Consider the following 17,386-nt stretch of genomic DNA (forward strand, 5'->3'; position numbering starts at 1 on the left):
CGTTTCTGTTCTGTCCGGCTACGTCTCCAAACATCCAGAGGGCGGAAAGGAGAGTCTTCAGATGCTAAACTATGTCATGCTCAACGCAATGCTTTACACTTTTCCCTGTCGCGAATGAACCACGCCGAAGTCACAGAAAAGCTGCGTTTTGAGCGGAATGGGATATCGGCTTCAGGAGCCGGTCACTAAAATGCGGAGAAGTGCGGAAGCGCCGTGCCGGATTTCACCGGCACCATTGCCGGCGATAAATTTTAGTCCCTAACCGTAACGTTAATCCACCGGCCGGATGACCCGCGACCGTAGATTTCGACATCGATCCAAACGCCGCCCTGCACAATCATCCTCGCAGCTTCGCCGCTCATACTCCCGTTACGAAGCATGACTTCGAGCGCCTGTCGATTAGCCGCATCAGCGAAGAATGTGTCCGCCTCGTCGTCCCTGTCGCGAATGCCATAGACATAGAAATTCGCGCGGTCCTGACGAATGATCTGCCACGGTTTGGTAAGCCGAACGCCGCTCGAATTGAACAGATCGTCACGTCCGATATAGGCCCGGTAGCTTTCGATAAGCCCGTTTGAGTGCTCGACGGTGACGCTGGATTGCGCCAATGCAGAAAGCGCTGATAACCCGAATGAAAAGCCAAAAACTGCGGAAGTAACAAAACTGCGCATTGTCTAAATGTGCCCCATGAAATGCCCTTGGTCGACACTACAATCCGCGATAGATCAACGCAAAGTCTACTGGCGACTTTGGTTAAACAAAGAGTACAACCAAGCGGTCGGCGATGTCCTGATGCCTGAGGCGAGGCTATTTTCACTTACTCCTCCGCAACATCACCTAAGGCCGCAACACGCAACAGGCGCAACACATACACCCTCTAAAGAGGGGTGTTGTGTTGTTGCGCTTTTCTGTTGCGGTGTCGGCCAATGAGGTGACGAGAAACAGTTGCGCAACAATTGTTGCGTTTCGTTGCGTTCTGTTGCGGTCATGAAAGCTGAAAAAGGCCAGCATCCTCAACCGCGAAACCTGCCTCGATGATCTCTTTATGTCGCGAAAACTTAAGCCTTTTTCCGCCTTCGGAGATGTTGCCTGCAGCCAGGTAAACGGCCGCGCGCCATAGCTCTTCGGTTACGGGCTTGTTGTCGTTGGCTGCTATCGCACCGCGCAACACATCCACTGCCTCACGATGACGACGCAACGGCTTCGATTTGTCGTTTTCTGTTGCGGTCTGTTGCGCTTCGATCAGAACCGGTGCAGTCGTCTCGGGCTCATCTGCAGCCGCTCGGCCAAGGCTGACAGTCTCCATGCGGTAGGTTCGGATAGGCCGATCAGGCCCTTCGTTGTTCTTCGCCACCTTAGCAACCGACACGCCGCGCTTGCGGGTGACGTGGATTGTCATGTCCGCCGCACCTTGAAGCTGGCCAGCCCCGCGCATGCGAGCCTCACCGCTGACAGGCGAATGGTGCACAACGATAACTGAGCAATGCGCTTCCGGATTGCCGTGGCGAACGGCATCGGTGAGGCTATTAACCGCCTTGTGCATCGCCTCCGGGTTGCTGTCGGATGCCGACATAGCGGCGGCCAGAGTGTCGATGATGACAACCTCTGCGCCGTACTCGTCAGGAAAAGATTGCGAGGCTGTGCGGATCACAGCGCGCAGGAAGTGCTCTTCGCAAAGGTCGATAGGGCCATCATAGATCATGAGGTTACCGAAGGGCTCGCCGCCATGGTGTTTGACAAAGGCATCAACGCGGCGGCGCACTTGGTCGCCGCGCTCGGCAGCAATATACAGGATGTTGTAGGAAGGCCGGTCGCGTATGGTGCCGAAGTCCCAGCCTGCAGCGAGACGGCAAGCGAGGTCGACCGAGAACACGGACTTGCCCGCCTCGCTGGGGCCGAAGATCGCTGTCAGGTCGCCTGCGCCGATCCAACCGGGCATTCGCCAGTATTTATGCCTCGTGGACTTCTGTGCCGAATGTGCGGTTAGGTGAGCCGAGATCGACTGGAAGACGGTGCTGCCCTCGTCGAAGTCATCCCAGTCGATAGTCGCAAAGTTATTGGCCATTGCGTGCGACCTTTATCGCTTCGACCGCAAGGGCGGTCAGGCGCTCAGCCATCGGCTTGGAAAACGTAGCGGTGCGGCGATGACCAGCCTGTGGAGCGAAAAGGTAGTGGGCGCCGTCAGGCTGCCGCAGCAAACGCAAGCCATAGAGACGAATGTGCTCGTTCAACTCGATGTCGACGAAGGCCACACAGTCCTTCGGTCCAGACTCACGCGTCGGATGGCAGTACAGAACTCTCATTTTTTCCTTTCGGCGCACAATGGCGCGACCCGCTGGCAGAAGCCGGCAGGTGGTTAAGTCGTTGATAGTGCAGTTCACATTGGGTGGTATCAACCGGGTCGTAGGTTCGGTACCTTGGGACGCCGCCGTTCTAGACATAATGGAGCTAAGCGGTTGAGCTCGGTTCGATTTCTAGACGAAATGGAGAATTCGAAGGCGTTGAAATTTGGTCATTCGTCAGCGGATTGAAAATCCGCGTGTCGGTGGTTCAAATCCGCCTCCGGGCACCATTTTTGTTTGTACCGTGTTCGATATTTTGTTCTCCGGGTTGGAGGGCTGTCGTGTAGCGGTTTATTCCAAAACATCAGCAAGAAAATAATTTTTCAATACTTCATCCCCCTCCTTCCAGCCCGTGAGATACTTCTTCGGGGACAAAAGCGAGGACTTTATCGATGATATCAGTAGCTGCCGATATAATCAGCAAAGTAAGCCGTGATTTGGCGTGGCAAAGGTTTAGGCTCTCGGCTATCGCGCTGAAGCGGACCCTGGATTTTAAAGATCCGTTTGATTTCCCTTCAGCTGTGAGATCGGGATCAATTCTTCTGGTTGGAGAGGGAAATCTGAGCTTTTCAGTCTCGCTTTCCGGTCTGGTCGGAAGCAAGGCGGCGAACATGACGGCCACAACATTCCAAAATGAAAAAGAATATCTGGAAATTACCAGCCGGAATGCGCGAACCCTTCGCCGCAGAGGTGTTAAGACGGTGGCCGGCGTCGATGCAACAAATCTATCGCGCTGGTTTGATAAGAAGAAATTTAGTTTGATCATCTTTCAATTCCCAAATGTTGGCAGCCGAGAACCGCGCTACGGGCGAAACCCAAACCACGTTTTGGTGCGGCGCTTTCTAAGGAGTGCAGCAGAGCGCCTTGTTGTTGGCGGGCAGGTCGCGATAACCGTTATAAACAGCTCACATTACGATGGTGCTTTTGATATGGATGGAGCATCCGAGCGCAATAGTTATGCTCCTCCAATCGCACGTCCTTTCTATACTGCGGACTATCCCGGTTATTCACATGTGAAGACGAAAGAAGATGGGGTCAGTGCGCTTGATGAAGGTGATGAGTTCGTAACGTATGTATTTCAACGCAAAGAGGAGGCTCATCGCAAATGAATAGCGTGTTGATTGCGCCGCCTCTGCCGCCGGGCATTGCCTATTTTCAGAACTTCTTGTCCGCCGTGGAGGAAGAAGCTCTTCTCGCCCGCCTGGACGCTGGCGAGTGGAGCAATGTGCTGAAACGCCGGGTCCAGCATTTCGGTTACCGATACGATTACAAAGCGCGCACCATCGCTCCGGACGCCTATCTGGGAGAGTTACCGGATTGGCTGGCGTTCTTCGCAGAGCGGCTGGTAGCCGGGGGGCATTGCAATAGCCTGCCGGATCAGGCGATTGCCAACGAATATCTTCCGGGGCAGGGGATCAGCGCCCATGTTGATTGCGTCCCCTGTTTTGACGACACTATTGTTTCCGTCAGCCTGTTGTCGGCCTGCGAAATGATATTTCGCAAAACTGATGGAGCTCAGGTGCTGAGCGTTCCCCTTCTGCCGCGTTCCGCCATCGTGCTGAAAGATGCCGGCCGATATGACTGGACCCACGAGATACCCGCGCGCAAGTCGGACCTTGTGGATGGTATGAAAATAGCCCGCGGAAGAAGAATTTCTCTGACTTTCAGAAAAGTCATTCGCGCGGCCGATGCTGAGATCTGACCCGGTTTCTAGGTAGTCCAAAAAGCTGAAAACCCGGGCAGACGGAAGTCTACCCGGGTTTTCCGTTTTTCGGCTGCCTATCCCTTCCTCACAGGAAGAAATCGCTCGCATACATCTTCGTCAGGCCCGCAACCTTGATCTGGAAATCCGCCCTTCCGTCGCCATCGACGTCGCCGGAAACAATCCCCGCGCTAAACCGCAATTCGCCTGCTTCACCCGAAAACGCCTTCGAACCGATGAAGTCAAAGGCCTGGTTGCCGCGGTGGGTCGTGTCGGCGTCGATCTGGCGCAGGTCGATATAATCGTCCTCGGCGCGGCTGAAATCCTTGATCACGTCGCGCGAGGCGCCTGCCTTGGAATCGCTGACCGAGGTGAAGACAAAGGTATCGGCGCCCGAGCCGCCCCAGAGATAGTCGCTGCCGGCGCCGCCATAAAGCTTGTCCTTGCCGGATCCGCCATAGAGGTCGTCCTTGCCGCCGCCGCCGTAAAGCGTGTCATTGCCGCCGAGACCGTAGATCACGTCATTGCCGCCATCGCCCCAGAGCTTGTTGGCGACGGACGATCCGTAGATCTCGTCGCCGGCACCGGTGCCGATCGCGTTTTCGATGCTCGACAGGGTTTCGGTGTCGCTCGAGCCATCCGTCGCGGCATAACCCTTGCCGAGATCGATCAGCACGCCGCTGCCACCGAGATCCGGGTCATCGTCCTGGGATTCGTAGCTGATCGTGTCTATGCCGGAACCGCCGTAGAAATTATTGGCAAAGCCGACGGAGAAGAACGAGTCATTTCCCGCTTCGCCGTAATAGCTGCTGTGATAGGTCGACACGTCGAACGTGTCGTTGCCGTTGCCACCATAGACGACGTCGTAATAGCTGGCGGAGGTCGAGAAGCCGATGCCGATATAGGTGTCGTTGCCGGAGCCGAGATCGATCTGGTTGCCGCCCTCGAACCAGTTCTTCACCAGGTCGGCGCCGCTATCGGCATAAACGGTGTTGAACCCGCCATAGTCGCCGACAAGATTGAGATAGATCTTGTCGTTGCCGCCATAAGCATAGATCGTCAGGTCGGAATCATAGTCGTCCTGGTAGATGATGTTGGCGCGGTCGTCACCGTAAAAGGTCGGCATTCTTTCCTCCTGATCTTGTCCCGGATCGCAGGCGATTCGCGGGCGAACGCCATGATGATAGGACATCAAAGCTAAACCTATACGTAATGTCCCGTTGTCTGCCGTTCATCTTCGGCCCCTTCACGCATCCGTGAAGCCCCGAAAACACGGGCATTTATTTATTTAAGCAATCGCTGAAACTTATTTTCCATCTCCGTCGTATAGGTTCTCGATTTCGCGGGAGAACATCCATGGACGACATGATTACCAATGTCATAGCTGCCGCAGCGGCTCTCATCATCGCCCTCTATCTGGGCTCATTTGCGGCTGCGATGTTCCTGTAGCGGCCGGCGGCCGATTTATCGGCGCAGGCATTGCGACAGATCAATGCGCTTGCCCTTCAGGGGCGCGGCAAGATTTCGCACTTTGCTTTCCCTTGGCGGGATGCTCAAAAAGATCGTCCCTCGCGGACCCGGGAACATGATGTTCTCGGCACCCTGCCGGCTGCGGCCGGCAGGGTGACCCTTGCATTCCGGGATGGGCGTGTGGATCAAAGCTTTTTCGACAGAGGTGCTGTTGCCGTTGCGGCAGACCTGATCGGCATCGGGCTCGGTGTGGCCGGCGTCGGCGGCATCATCGTCGAAACGGAAGCCTATGAGCCGGATGATCCCGCCTCCCACAGTTTCCGGGGGCCGACACCGCGGACCACCGTCATGTTCGGTCAGCCCGGCCATGCCTATGTCTACCGGTCCTACGGCATCCATTGGTGTCTCAATTTCGTCTGCCGGCCGGGCAGCGCCGTCCTTATCCGCGCCTTGCAGCCGGTTTTCGGACTTGAGGAGATGGAGCGCCGCCGTGGCCGCCCGGAGCCGTTGCTGCTCTGCTCGGGCCCGGGCCGGGTCTGCCAGGCGCTGGGCGTCGGCATGGAGCATAACGGCCTGTCATTGTTCGCAGCACCATTTCTTCTGAAGCCGCGTGAAAATACGCCGCTTGTCGTTTCCGGCCCACGCATCGGCATATCGCGGGCCGTCGATCTCCCCTGGCGTTTCGGCCTTTCAGGTTCGCCGCATCTCAGCCGGAAATTCGGCGCCAGGACAGGTGCTCAGGCAAGCCCTGCCTGAGCCTCCTATTTGCGGCCGAGCCTCGACAGCATGCCACCGGTCGCAAGCCCCAGCAGAACCGCGCCTGCGACCAGAAGCAGGCCATAGGACATGATATTGTCTGAAAGCCAGTTTGCCGCGATCAGCCGGGCGTTGAAGATCGAGAAGGGCGCCGTCGGCATGAAACGGAACCAGCTGACCGGGATCACGTCCGTATCCGTATTCGGACCGTTATAGACTGTGATGCGGCCCGCGAGCCTGTCCCAGGCCTGGCGTGTCGAGAAAGCGTTCATGCCCTCGTAGAGCGAATCGTCGTCGGTCGAGATCAGCGCCGTCCAGGTGCCGAGTTCGGTCGGATCGCTGTCCTGCGCCAGGATCATGTCCGCCGTCTTCGGCGGGCTGTACATTTCATCGGTCGGCGGCGCGAAACGCAGCATGGTGGCGGAGAGGTCGAAGTTGCGCTTTGCCCAATCAGCCAGCCCGGAGAATTGGCGACTGATGAAGTTGTCGCCGTTGCGCTGCTGCCAGTCCTGCAAGGTCAGGGATTTTTGCGGCGCCGGCGCGCGGTTGAGCTCCTCGCTCCAACTGTTGCGGCTCGACGGGTCGATCTTCAGCTGGCTGAGAACATTGGCCGGAAATTCCGAGATCGAGCCGACGAATATGGCATTCCGTCCGGCAATCCTGGCTGTCGATATCGTCACGCTGATCGGCATGACCCGGTGTGATGCTACGGCGATCTTGCCGAGCAGGGTCGCGGTCGAGCTCAGTGTCTTTTCGTCGATCCGGCCGAGGAAAAGCGAAACAGGGTCGGAGCCCAGGCCATAAGGGAAGCCCGTGCCGGCCGTTGCCGCAAGGTTCGGCACCTGGGCGATGCGGGCGAAATCCGGCATTTCGAATTGCGAGCTGCCGAACAGGGCGAAACGGCTTTTGTTCTCGCCGGTCGCGCCGGGCGCGCAGGCCCTGTCGGCTGCGGTGATCAGCGAGGCTTCGAGGACGATGGTGTTGACGCCCGGCTTGAAGTGCTGGAGCGTCAGCTTGATCGGCAGATGCCGCAGTACTGCCCCGCCATTCGAGGTGATCGGTATGGTGGAGGCGATATTGCCGTTCACGAAGACGTCGATATGGCTGCCCGCCTGCACTTCCGGCACATAGGCGGCGTCGAGCAGGATGCGCGCCTCGCCATAGGCGTTCGCGTAGAAATCGGCAGGAACCCCAATCGTGAACTCGGTGCGGAACAGTCGGCCGGAAAATTCCTGGCTCTGGATGCCGAGCGAGGAGAAGTCGAGTACGCTGTTGGAAAACAGGAAAGGCGTATCGAGACCACGCCAGTTGGCGGTGGCCAGGGTCTCGCGGCGCTGGGTGCCGGTCGTATCGACCGAGGCTGCGAAACTGTCGATCAGCCCCTGAAGCGCCGGCCAGCTCGGGCCCGACAAGGCCAGAACCGATGCGCCGGCATTGGCCGGATATTCGGCAAAGCTCGCGACAGCGGCACTTGAGGCAGCAGCCGTCAGGTTCGGCAGAAGCGGTCTCAGTTCCTCCGGCGTTCCGACGAACACCATCAGCTCGCCTGCCTGCAGGGGCCCTTGCGGAGATTTCTGGAAGTCGAATGACTGGTTCGGCATGCCGCTCATCAGCGACAGCGCCTGTGTCAGCCGCATCAGTACGTCGGTCGCGCCGATCTGGTCGAGCGCCGGCACGATCAGCCGGAACCGGGTATTGCCATGGCCATCCACGCCGACGGCCCGCAGGTCGTCGAGCCGGTTCAGGCGGCTGACCTTGGGGTCATCGAACGACAGGTAGGTCTTTTCCGGGTCGATGGCGGTCCAAAGCTCGAAGGTCGATTCGATCGTGCAATCGGTACGGTGGCGCTGGTCGGCCCCGAAGCGGATGACATTGCTGCCCGCCTTCAGGATACCGGCCGGCAGGTCGATCACGTGTTCGGCGGGTCGGTCGGAGGCGGAGATCCGATCCTTGTATATCTCGACATCGTTGATGTTGACGGAAAGCCGCGAGGCCTCCGGCGCCACGAAGACGGAGTTCTGGTAGCTGAAATGCAGCTTGGTCGGCGCTGCGGCCTGTTCTGCGGTCAGATGGATCGACCACGACCGCTGGCCGATCTCGCCATTGATGCGCAGTGTTTCGGCAGGCACCAGATAACGGCGCGTCCCATCCGCCACATCGACATTGGCCGGTGCATTGGCAGGCGCCGTAGGGCTAGTGGCTGCCGGAGCTGTTGTGCCGCCGATGGCGTTCGGCTGCTGCAGCGGTGGGGGGGCAGATGCCGGTGGTGCAACTGCAGGCGCATTGGCCGGGGGAGGCGATACCGGCTTCGGTGGCGAGGCCGCGGAAAAGGGTGCCGGAGCAGAAGGTGCTACGGGCTTTACCGCTTGCGGCGCCGTTTGCGGAGCTGGCTGTAGCGGTGCTGGCCTTGGAGGCGGTGCCGGGGCGGCAGGCTGCGCCGGCCGCTCGGGCGACATGTCGAACGGCGACTGGCTCCAGGCAGGAAAGGCTGCGACGAGGACGAACAGAAATGCGAGGGGTTTCATCATGGCCATTATCTAACCCTCGTTCCCCGCCCGGCTTCGGCCGAGGTCCTTCAGGAAATAGGCAAGGCCACGCGTCGTCTGATAGGCCGCCAGACCGAGGAACCAGATCGTGCCGCGCAACAGGCCGGGGTTTTTGCGCCGCGACGTCTGGAACTGTGTCCACTGGCTGGAATTTGCAAAGATAAGGTCGGCAATCAGCCTGTGGTCCGTCGGTTTTTCCGGCGTGTAGCGGCAACCCATCGTCGTCACGTCGCCAAGGCTTTCGAAATTGCGGATCTCGACCGGCAGCTCGCTGACCGGCAGATCGCTGAAGGGCTGGAAGCGAATGAGGCCGCGCTTGCCGACGGCAAGGTCCTTGAAGCCTTCCGTATAGACCTGCATCGCCGAGCCATGCACGGAAACGTCCTCGATCGTTGCGGTGAACCAGCGGTCGTCGACACCGAATTCGCAGCGCCGGCTGACCCGGATACGCCGAGAAGATTGCCGCTCGCCGCGTTCGGAAACGACGCCGAGCGCGCAGCCGGCAATGATGATGTTGAGCAGGTTCCAACCGCCGACGACCAGCGTCACGTCCGCCTTGTAGGGCTCGGTATAGACCCGGTAGACGCTCATGATGAAGGCGATGACGAGCACGCAGAAGATCACGAAGAACGGTCTGCTGATTTCCGAAAGGCGGCTGACCGAAACGGATTCGTCCTTTGCCGTCACCTTGAAGGTCGGTTTGCTCGGGTTGAGCATGACCGAAACGACGGCGGGCAGAAGATGCACCGTCTGGACGTATTCGTAGAGTTCCGAGATCCACGGCCAGCGGAACGATCCGTAGAGATAGTTCTGCATCAGCATGTTCACGACCATGTAGGTCAGCGAATAGACGAGGAACTCGCCGCCGGACGAGGTGAAGATCTCGAGGTCGAAGAACAGATAGAATAGCGGCGCGAACAGGAAGATCGTGCGCGGGAAGGGGAACAGCCAGAACAGCGTCGATGACATGTAGCAAAGGCGCTGCGGGAAGGAGAGGCCGCGCTTCAAGGGCGGGAAGCGGAAGCGCAGGATCTGCATCATTCCCTGTGCCCAGCGCGAGCGCTGGCCGATGAAGCTTGCGAAGGTCGCAGGCTGCAGGCCGGCGATCAGCGGCCGGTCGACATAGATGCTGTGCCAGCCGAGACCATGCAGGTCGAGCGCGGTTTCGCAGTCCTCGGTAATGCTGACCCCGGAAAAGCCGTTCGAGACTTCCAGCGCCTTGCGGTTCAGAACCGCCGCAGAGCCGCAGAAGAAAGCGGCATTCCACTTGTCGAGACCGCGCTGGATGATGCCGTAGAACATCTCGTTTTCGCTCGGCATCTTCTCGAAGGTACGAAGATTGCGCTCGACCGGATCCGGATTGAGGAAGAAATGCGGCGTCTGCACGAGGAAGAGTTTTGGCTCCTTCTCGAAGAAATGCACGGTTTCGAGCAGGAAGTCGCGGGTCGGTGCGTGGTCGGCATCGAAGACGGCGATCAGGTCGCCGGTCGAATGCGCCAGGCCGTTGTTGAGATTGCCGGCCTTTGCATGCTCATTGCGTTCGCGCGTCAGATATTTGACGCCGAGTTCCTCGCAGAGCTGGCGCAGCGAATTGTAGCGCGCTTCCGCGGCGCGGGCATCGGCGACATTGGCAGACTTGCGCTTCTGCACCGTACCGCCGTCATCGAGCAGCCAGACGGTCAGCTTTTCCGGCGGATAATCCATGTTGCGGGCAGCAGCCAGCGTATTGGCCAGCAGCACCTCGTCCTCGTTATAGGATGGCACGAAGACGTCGACGGTCGGCAGCTCGCCCTTGTTGCGGTCGCCTGCCTTGCGCGGTGTGAGCGGCATGGCGACGACGAAGAGGCTGAGGCCCAGCATCACCACGCTGTACATTTCGGCGAGATAAACGAGCAGGCCGGGAATGAAGTTTTCCAGCTGGTTGACCGGCGGCAGCGTGTTCGTCGTGCGCCAGTAGACATAGCGGAACACCATGACCGTGCCGAAGGAAAGCGCGACCAGCCGCCATTTCCCTTCGGCGTTCAGGAGCTTGATGATGCTCATCACCAGAACCACCATGATGCTGGCGATAAGCTGGGTGCGGGTATTGATCGGCAGCGTCACCAGAAGCGCGATCATCGCGCTGGCGGCAGCCCATATGGCGGCGGAGATGACTGTGCGCATGGGCGGGCTACCTTTGGAGCCTGGAAAACCGGGTCGGGAAACGGATCTCAGCGGCAGCTAGCATCGGATCCCTCCGTTCCGGTCGAGCAGGACGGAGAGGGGACACGCACGGAGTTCTGCACCGGTGATGTGCCGGGATACGAGGGCGGTGCGGTCCGCGGAGCAACGCCGGCCGTCGGAGCGACCGGATAAGCCAGCGATCGGCCGGATGCGCCCGACACGGTCGGCACGCGAACGAGCGGTGCGGCAGGTTCTGTCTGGACGGGTGCCGGCGCGGCGGTAACGGTTCGCACCGGTGCAGCTGCCGGCGCGCGGCGCATGATCGTCGTCGGCCGCTGCGGTGTGACCGGCACGATTGCCTCGGTCGATGCCGGGCGCGGATAGCTCGGAGCGCCACTCATGCCGAAGCCGGGGGCCATCGGCGCCGGCTGGCCATAAGGGTTCCAGCCCATCGAATCGACGGAGGCATTGATGGTGAAATTATACATGAAGGCGAGCAGCTTCTGCTCCGTCGCGCCGGCCTCGCAGATACGTGCGCGGACCTGGACGGTGCCGTAATTGTTCATCGGCGATATGCTTTCCGCCGGCGAGCGGATCTGCTGCCAGCCATACATGCAAAGGTCGCCGGCGCTGCGTCCGAAGGCATAACCAAACGGGCCATAGCTGTTCTGCACGTAGAATTGTGAGCGCACCATCGACACGCCGCGAAGGCTGGACGCCATTTCCGAGGCGATCCGGCTCTGGCTGACCTGTCCGGCGCCAAGATTGTTGGAACTGTAGCGGAACGGGCTCGCGGTGCCGAACATCTGCACCTTGAGGAAATTCTGCCCCGGCGTGACGGCGGAAGTCGCCAGGTAGATTTCCTGCTCGATCGCATTGTCATATCGACGGTCGATCACGCTGACGATCGAGGGACCGGCCGGTGGCGGCATGGCGATCGCCTGTTCTGGCGGCACCATCTTGGCCATAGCACCGGGCTGTATCGGCTGCCCGCCGCAGCTTGCAAGCGCAAGTGGCAGGATCACGAAAAAAGCAGCGACATAAGGGAGCCGGCCACAGACTGTTCGATCGACAGAGGTCGCGTATTCGTTCATCATAACGTTCTCATAAACCTACGGACGCTCATCGTCCGATGGTCGCCGCATTAATCTGAACTTGGTACTCTGACGTAGCGAAGCAGGATCGCGTCAACCTTACCAATCTTGGTAGGACAAATCTAAATTGTTCGTTAACCATCTTGCAGCATTATTTAGAAAAGTGAAATAAGACCATCTGCATTGTCCCCAGACGGGACGGAACCGCGGATAGTCGGGACCGGAGAACCGATGAAGGTTTGGCTGATCTCCTTGGCCGCAGCTGGCGTGACAGCTGGGTGGCTCCTGCATGAACACCGGCAGCCGGCGGTCGATTCGTGGCCGTTGACCGGAACCGTAAGCGCGCGCGATCCGGAATTTTCCGACCCTGCCTTAAGGGATGGAAAGACCCAGCGCCTATCGTCCCCCTCCGGAAATGTCGGCGAAGTCTCTCAACCCTTGCCTGCACCTTTGGTCGTCGCGCAGTCGATGACAACAGCGCCGTCGGCGAACCAGAACAGTCAACCCGCGCAGCCGGGCACGGCAGAACCATCCCGCTTGACCACGATCGCCCAGGCGCTCGTTACACCGCAGGTGCCCGCTGATCCCGACGCACCCGTCGTCGATGAGAGCGCGCTCCGTTATTTCGCCGCAAGGGGTGACGCCGCAAGGCTGCAGGCCGAAATATCGCGCCTTCGCGCCCTCTATCCGACCTGGACGCCGCCGGCCGATCCTTTGGCCGTACGTGCCAATGGCGATCCACAGCTGGAAAACATGTGGCAGCTTTATGCGCAGTCGCGTTATGAGGACCTGCGCAAGGCGATCGCCCAGCGCCAGGCAACCGAACCCGCCTGGCAGGTGCCGCAGGATCTGCTGGATCGCCTGAAGCTCGCCGAAGCACGCTCAAGCCTGACGGCATCCTCCGACAGGAAGGATTACGAGGCCGTCATCCGCACCGCTGCCGAAAATCCGAGCCTGCTGACCTGCGCCGAAACCGATGTTCTTTGGCGCGTAGCGGAAGCCTTTGCCGACACGGACAAGAAGGGCCGCGCGCGCGACGCCTATGCCTATGTGCTGGACAATTGCGACAGCCCGGCCGAACGCGTTGCGACGGTGCAGAAGGCAAGCGAGCTTCTGCCGCCGGACATGCTGGATACCTTGCTGGCCAAGGAACGCACGCCGCCCGGTGGCCAGCCGGAATTCGAGACATTGCGGGACGACCTCGCCCGCCGTTTCGTCGCCGATGGCAATACCGATCCCAAGCTCGTCGTGCCGGACAAGTACCTGACGCGGCTGGAACAGCTGGCCGACAAGCAGGACAAGGCTTCCGACGCGCTTCTGCTCGGCTGGTATTATTATCGCCGCGACAATCTCGGCGGTGCGGAGCGCTGGTTCCGCCGCGCCCATTCCAAGGAAGACACGGCCTCGTCCAGCGAGGGCCTCGCGCTGACGCTGATCAAGCAGAATTCTCCGGGCGAAGCCGAAAACGTGCTTTACCGCTGGCGCGACACTTCGGATGGTACCAAGGCAGCCTATATGGCCTCCGTTGCCAACCTGCTTGCCCAGGATCCGCCGCCCGTCATCCAGGAAACGGTCCTGGCGCGCATGGCGCCCATCGTCATTGCCGCCCGGGATGCCGCCGCAGCCCAGCAGTTCGGCTGGTATGCCCGTGCCATGCGCCAGCCCGCGACTGCCGCGGAATGGTTCGGCGCGGCGCTGAACTGGAAACGCGACGACGAGCCCTCCGCCTATGGCCTTGCGCTCAGCCGCAACGACCTTGGCGACAGGGCAGGGCTTGCCAACCTGCAGCGAACATGGGGCCAAAGCTCGGAACGGATTGCCGAAATCGGCAGACCGCTCAATGCCGCCGCAGGACAACCGGCGGCGCGCGGCGCGCGCCAGCCTGCCGAAGTGCCGGTACAATATCGACCCACGGCCCAGCAGGTCCCCGACCGTGCGCCTTCCTATACGTCACCGGCCTATCAGCAGCCCGCATACCAGCAACAAAACTACCAGCAGGCCTATCAGCAGCCGGCCTATCAGCAGCAGCCGGTGGAGCGTGCCCCTCGCCAGCAGCAGGTTGCTGCAGCGCCTGCACCTTCGCGGGTGCAGCGACCTGCGCCGGCCCGCGCCAGCGCGCCGCGTGGTTGCGCGGTGGATGCGGACCTGCGTGGTGGCACTCCGGAACAGTCCCTCTCGAGGGGATGGTGCCTGATGGATCTCAACCGGCCGCTCGAGGCGGTTCAGGCCTTCGAGGCCGCTTCTGCGAGTTCATCGCAGGTCACGCGTTCGGATGCCGCCTATGGCCGCAGCCTCGCCTATCTCAGGGTCGGCCTCACCGACAATGCTTCTGCGGCAGCAGCTGCGGCAAAACAGCCGAACACGCGTGCGGTCGAACTGCAGAGCGCCATTCTTTCCAACCGCGCCGTTAACGCCTTCAAGCTTGGCCATTATAACCAGGCATTGATCGCACTCGACCAGCGCGCCCAGATCGTACCGGAGCAGAATGATCTTCTGCTATTGCGCGGTTATTCCTACCTGAATGTCGGCAGACGCCCGGATGCAGTAAGGATTTTCCAGGCCCTGGCATCGACCGGCAGCGCAGACGGCCAGCGCGCGCTCGCCGATCTGATCTATCCGCCGGAAAATTGAAATGCTCTGATAGGCTTCGCGTTTTTCGCGAAGACTGGTTGCTGCAGTGCGAAATTACTTGTTTGTATTTGAATCAAAAGCATTCAAGTCGTTGCAGCTATTAACCTTCACGCAAGGAATTAACCATACATATTAGAGGACACGGCGGGATGGGTGATCGGGGGATCTCCCACCAGGCATGAAGCCGCAGAGCCGTACCGGTACCGATCCGGTATTCGCCATGCTCAGATCCAAGAAACGCTTTGCGGTGAATGTATTGCCAGTCCGGACCCTATCGTCCGTCCTGGCGGCCAATCCGTATCTTTCCGGTTCCATCTGACGCGGCAGCAATGCGCCAGTCCATACGGGCTGGTCGGTTTCACGCGGAGATGCTTTGGTGCAGGACATGCCGACAGAACAGGGGCGACGGAGCCAGGCGGGTAGCCTCGGCGAACGCCTTGCGTTTGCCGGCCTCGACGGCGAACTCTGCGATCTTGTCCGCCGCTGTCGCCCGCAGCTGGAGCCGCATCTGAAGGCCGGCCTGCGCGATCTCTTCCACCGTTTCCAGTCCTCGTCCGAGGCCGCTCGCAATTTCGAAAGCGAAAACCAGATCGAACGCCTGCATGACCTGCAGGCTTCGCATTGGAGCGTCCTGACGGATGCCCGCTTCGATGCGCTTTATGCCGAGCGTGTAAAGCTTCTGTCGGATACCGAGAGCCGCATCGGCCTCGACCCGCGCTGGCATGTCGCCGGTCATGGCGTGATGCTCGAGCATCTCGTCAGTGGCGCGATTTCCGACATGACCTCGCGCTCCTTCCTGCCGACCGGCCGCAAGCGCGAACAGGAAATGCTCGACCTCGTCGGCGCGATCATCCGCCTCGTCATGGTCGATGTAGAGATTGCCGTCTCGCTGCGCTTCAACGAGCAGCGCCAGAAACACCAGCGCGCTCTTGCCGACCAGCGCGTTGCCGATCAGTCCGAAGCCGTCGAAACTTTCATGTCGGTCATCGCCGCCCTTGCCGACCGTGACCTGACCATTTCTCTCCCGGCCGATGTGCCGGATGCCTATCGCGAGCTTGCCGAGCTTCTGAACGAAGCCCTCGGCGGCATGCGCACCACTTTCCAGGGTCTCGACGGTGCCGGTGCGCGCGCCGGAAACCTGACCGGTTCGCTCTCCGAGCTTTCCAATACGTTCGCCCGCGCCTCTCAGGAACAGTCCGGCCGTCTCCAGAATGCCGGTGATCAGTTGTCGCAGCTGGCAGCGCAGGTAAGGGAAGGGGCCGTCGGTACGGTTGCCGCCGAAAAGGCCACCGCCGCCACCCGCCGCGCCGCGGAAGAAAGCGGCAAGGTCGTCGGCCAGGCCATCAATGCCATGGCCGATATCGAAGCGTCCGCCGAGAAGATCGGCGAAATCATCGGGGTGATCGACGAGATCGCCTTCCAGACCAATCTGCTCGCGCTCAATGCCGGTATCGAAGCCGCCCGCGCCGGCGACAGCGGCCGCGGATTTGCCGTCGTCGCCCAGGAAGTGCGCGCGCTGGCGCAGCGCTCCGCCGATGCGGCCCGCGAGATCAAGACGCTCGTCAACGGTACCAAGACGCAGGTGGATGCCGGCGTCGAGATGGTTCACCGCACGCAGGGTGCGATCGACGGTATCGTCCGCCAGGTTTCCGATATCAACGATTCCATCTCCGGCATTGCCCGGTCCGCCGGCGATCAGGCCGAGGGCCTCGACCGCGTGACCGCCGATATCGGCACGATCGGCGGCGAGCTTGCCTCGACGGCGGCCCTTGCACAGCGCTCCGGCGAAAATGCCGACGAGCTGCACACGGTCATCCTCGAACTTGGCCGCACCGTTCGCGAATTCCGTATCGCCCGTCAGGGCCGTTACGACCAGGGTTATGAAGATGCGCCGCGCACCCGCGCTGCCGCTGCCCGGATTGAACCTTCGACTGCAGCCATCGGCCGGATCACGACCGAGAGCGCGGACGATTTTGCTCACCTCTACCAGAAGAAACAAGGAATTAGCTGATGGCTGCCAAGAAAGCCGCATCGGGAAGTTTGAAGCTGCCTTCGGTCCTGGACCTCAACGAAGCAACGGCTCTGCATGGCAAGCTGATGTCCATGCGCGGCAGCAACGTGGTGATCGACGCCTCGGGCGTGGAGAGAATGGGTGTGCAGTGCGTGCAGGTACTGGCTGCCGGAGCCAAGACCTGGAAGGCCGACAAAAAGTCCTTCCTCGTCGAAAAAGCCTCCGATGCCTTCGAAAAGACGATGCAGCTGATCGGCATCAACCTCGACACTTTGATCGCTAAGGAGATCTAAGAAATGAAAAAGAAAGTACTCACCGTGGATGATTCACGGACGATCCGGAACATGCTTCTGGTGACCCTGAATAATGCGGGCTTCGAGACCATTCAGGCTGAGGACGGCGTTGAAGGCCTGGAAGTCCTGGAAGGCTGCAATCCTGATGTCATCGTGACCGACATCAACATGCCGCGCCTTGACGGCTTCGGTTTCATCGAAGGCGTTCGCCGCAACGAAAAATACCGCGCCGTTCCGATCCTCGTTCTGACGACGGAAAGCGACGCAGAAAAGAAGAACCGTGCCCGTCAGGCCGGTGCAACGGGCTGGATCGTCAAGCCCTTCGACCCTGCCAAACTGATCGATGCCATCGAGCGTGTAACCGCCTGAGCCAGGATT

General features: G+C 60.2%; 14 protein-coding genes. 7 read left to right on the plus strand and 7 right to left on the minus strand.

The window, feature by feature from the left end; translation table 11 throughout:
* Positions 1–251: 251 nt before the first annotated feature.
* The 3 genes from FHW37_RS18570 to FHW37_RS18580 all read right to left on the minus strand — a co-directional run bounded on the left by FHW37_RS18570 (position 252) and on the right by FHW37_RS18580 (position 2,252).
* On the minus strand, positions 252–671 hold the full coding sequence (locus tag FHW37_RS18570; RefSeq protein ID WP_186458315.1) for a hypothetical protein: 420 nt from the start codon (positions 669–671) through the stop codon (positions 252–254).
* A 314-nt stretch (positions 672–985) separates the two neighbouring features.
* Complete coding sequence (locus tag FHW37_RS18575) at positions 986–2,065, minus strand: AAA family ATPase (RefSeq protein ID WP_145639035.1); 1,080 nt, start codon at positions 2,063–2,065, stop codon at positions 986–988.
* On the minus strand, positions 2,055–2,252 hold the full coding sequence (locus FHW37_RS18580) for a hypothetical protein (protein ID WP_246690817.1): 198 nt from the start codon (positions 2,250–2,252) through the stop codon (positions 2,055–2,057). The genes FHW37_RS18575 and FHW37_RS18580 overlap by 11 nt, the downstream gene beginning before the upstream one ends.
* Positions 2,253–2,734: 482 nt before the next feature.
* Between FHW37_RS18580 and FHW37_RS18585 the strand changes: the two genes are divergently transcribed.
* Positions 2,735–3,451 carry a class I SAM-dependent methyltransferase gene (locus FHW37_RS18585; RefSeq protein ID WP_145639039.1) on the plus strand — a complete coding sequence of 239 codons (717 nt, stop codon included), beginning with the start codon at positions 2,735–2,737 and terminating at the stop codon, positions 3,449–3,451.
* Positions 3,448–4,044: an alpha-ketoglutarate-dependent dioxygenase AlkB gene (locus FHW37_RS18590; RefSeq protein WP_145639041.1), complete on the plus strand. Its 597-nt coding sequence runs from the start codon at positions 3,448–3,450 to the stop codon at positions 4,042–4,044. The genes FHW37_RS18585 and FHW37_RS18590 overlap by 4 nt, the downstream gene beginning before the upstream one ends.
* An 88-nt stretch (positions 4,045–4,132) precedes the next feature.
* Here FHW37_RS18590 and FHW37_RS18595 read toward each other — a convergent pair whose 3' ends face one another.
* Positions 4,133–5,170, minus strand: a complete 1,038-nt coding sequence (locus FHW37_RS18595; RefSeq protein WP_145639043.1) for a calcium-binding protein — start codon at positions 5,168–5,170, stop codon at positions 4,133–4,135.
* Positions 5,171–5,694: 524 nt separating this feature from the next.
* Between FHW37_RS18595 and FHW37_RS18600 the strand changes: the two genes are divergently transcribed.
* Complete coding sequence (locus tag FHW37_RS18600) at positions 5,695–6,270, plus strand: DNA-3-methyladenine glycosylase (RefSeq protein WP_145639045.1); 576 nt, start codon at positions 5,695–5,697, stop codon at positions 6,268–6,270.
* A 5-nt stretch (positions 6,271–6,275) separates the two neighbouring features.
* Here FHW37_RS18600 and FHW37_RS18605 read toward each other — a convergent pair whose 3' ends face one another.
* Genes FHW37_RS18605 through bcsN form a run of 3 tightly spaced genes read right to left on the minus strand, consistent with a single transcriptional unit; the run spans position 6,276 to position 12,076 of the window.
* The gene (locus FHW37_RS18605) at positions 6,276–8,798 is read right to left on the minus strand and encodes a cellulose biosynthesis cyclic di-GMP-binding regulatory protein BcsB (RefSeq protein ID WP_145639047.1); all 2,523 of its coding nucleotides are present in this window, start codon (positions 8,796–8,798) and stop codon (positions 6,276–6,278) included.
* Positions 8,799–8,807: 9 nt separating this feature from the next.
* Positions 8,808–10,979: a UDP-forming cellulose synthase catalytic subunit gene (bcsA, locus tag FHW37_RS18610; protein ID WP_145639049.1), complete on the minus strand. Its 2,172-nt coding sequence runs from the start codon at positions 10,977–10,979 to the stop codon at positions 8,808–8,810.
* 47 nt (positions 10,980–11,026) lie between these two features.
* A complete protein-coding gene (gene bcsN, locus FHW37_RS18615; RefSeq protein ID WP_145639051.1) occupies positions 11,027–12,076 on the minus strand; it encodes a cellulose biosynthesis protein BcsN in 1,050 nt (349 codons plus the stop codon).
* Between the two features lie 534 nt (positions 12,077–12,610).
* Between bcsN and FHW37_RS18620 the strand changes: the two genes are divergently transcribed.
* The 4 genes from FHW37_RS18620 (at position 12,611) to cheY1 (ending at position 17,377) form a co-directional block, all read left to right on the plus strand.
* On the plus strand, positions 12,611–14,704 hold the full coding sequence (locus FHW37_RS18620) for a cellulose synthase (protein WP_246690819.1): 2,094 nt from the start codon (positions 12,611–12,613) through the stop codon (positions 14,702–14,704).
* Positions 14,705–15,089: 385 nt separating this feature from the next.
* Complete coding sequence (locus FHW37_RS18625) at positions 15,090–16,715, plus strand: globin-coupled sensor protein (protein WP_145639055.1); 1,626 nt, start codon at positions 15,090–15,092, stop codon at positions 16,713–16,715.
* Positions 16,715–17,008, plus strand: a complete 294-nt coding sequence (locus tag FHW37_RS18630) for an STAS domain-containing protein (protein ID WP_145639057.1) — start codon at positions 16,715–16,717, stop codon at positions 17,006–17,008. The genes FHW37_RS18625 and FHW37_RS18630 overlap by 1 nt, the downstream gene beginning before the upstream one ends.
* 3 nt (positions 17,009–17,011) lie before the next feature.
* Positions 17,012–17,377, plus strand: coding sequence for a chemotaxis response regulator CheY1 (gene cheY1, locus FHW37_RS18635; protein WP_007753206.1), 366 nt, complete (start codon positions 17,012–17,014; stop codon positions 17,375–17,377).
* Positions 17,378–17,386 lie beyond the last annotated feature (9 nt).

The sequence above is a fragment of the Neorhizobium alkalisoli genome (assembly GCF_007829835.1).
Taxonomy (GTDB): domain Bacteria; phylum Pseudomonadota; class Alphaproteobacteria; order Rhizobiales; family Rhizobiaceae; genus Neorhizobium.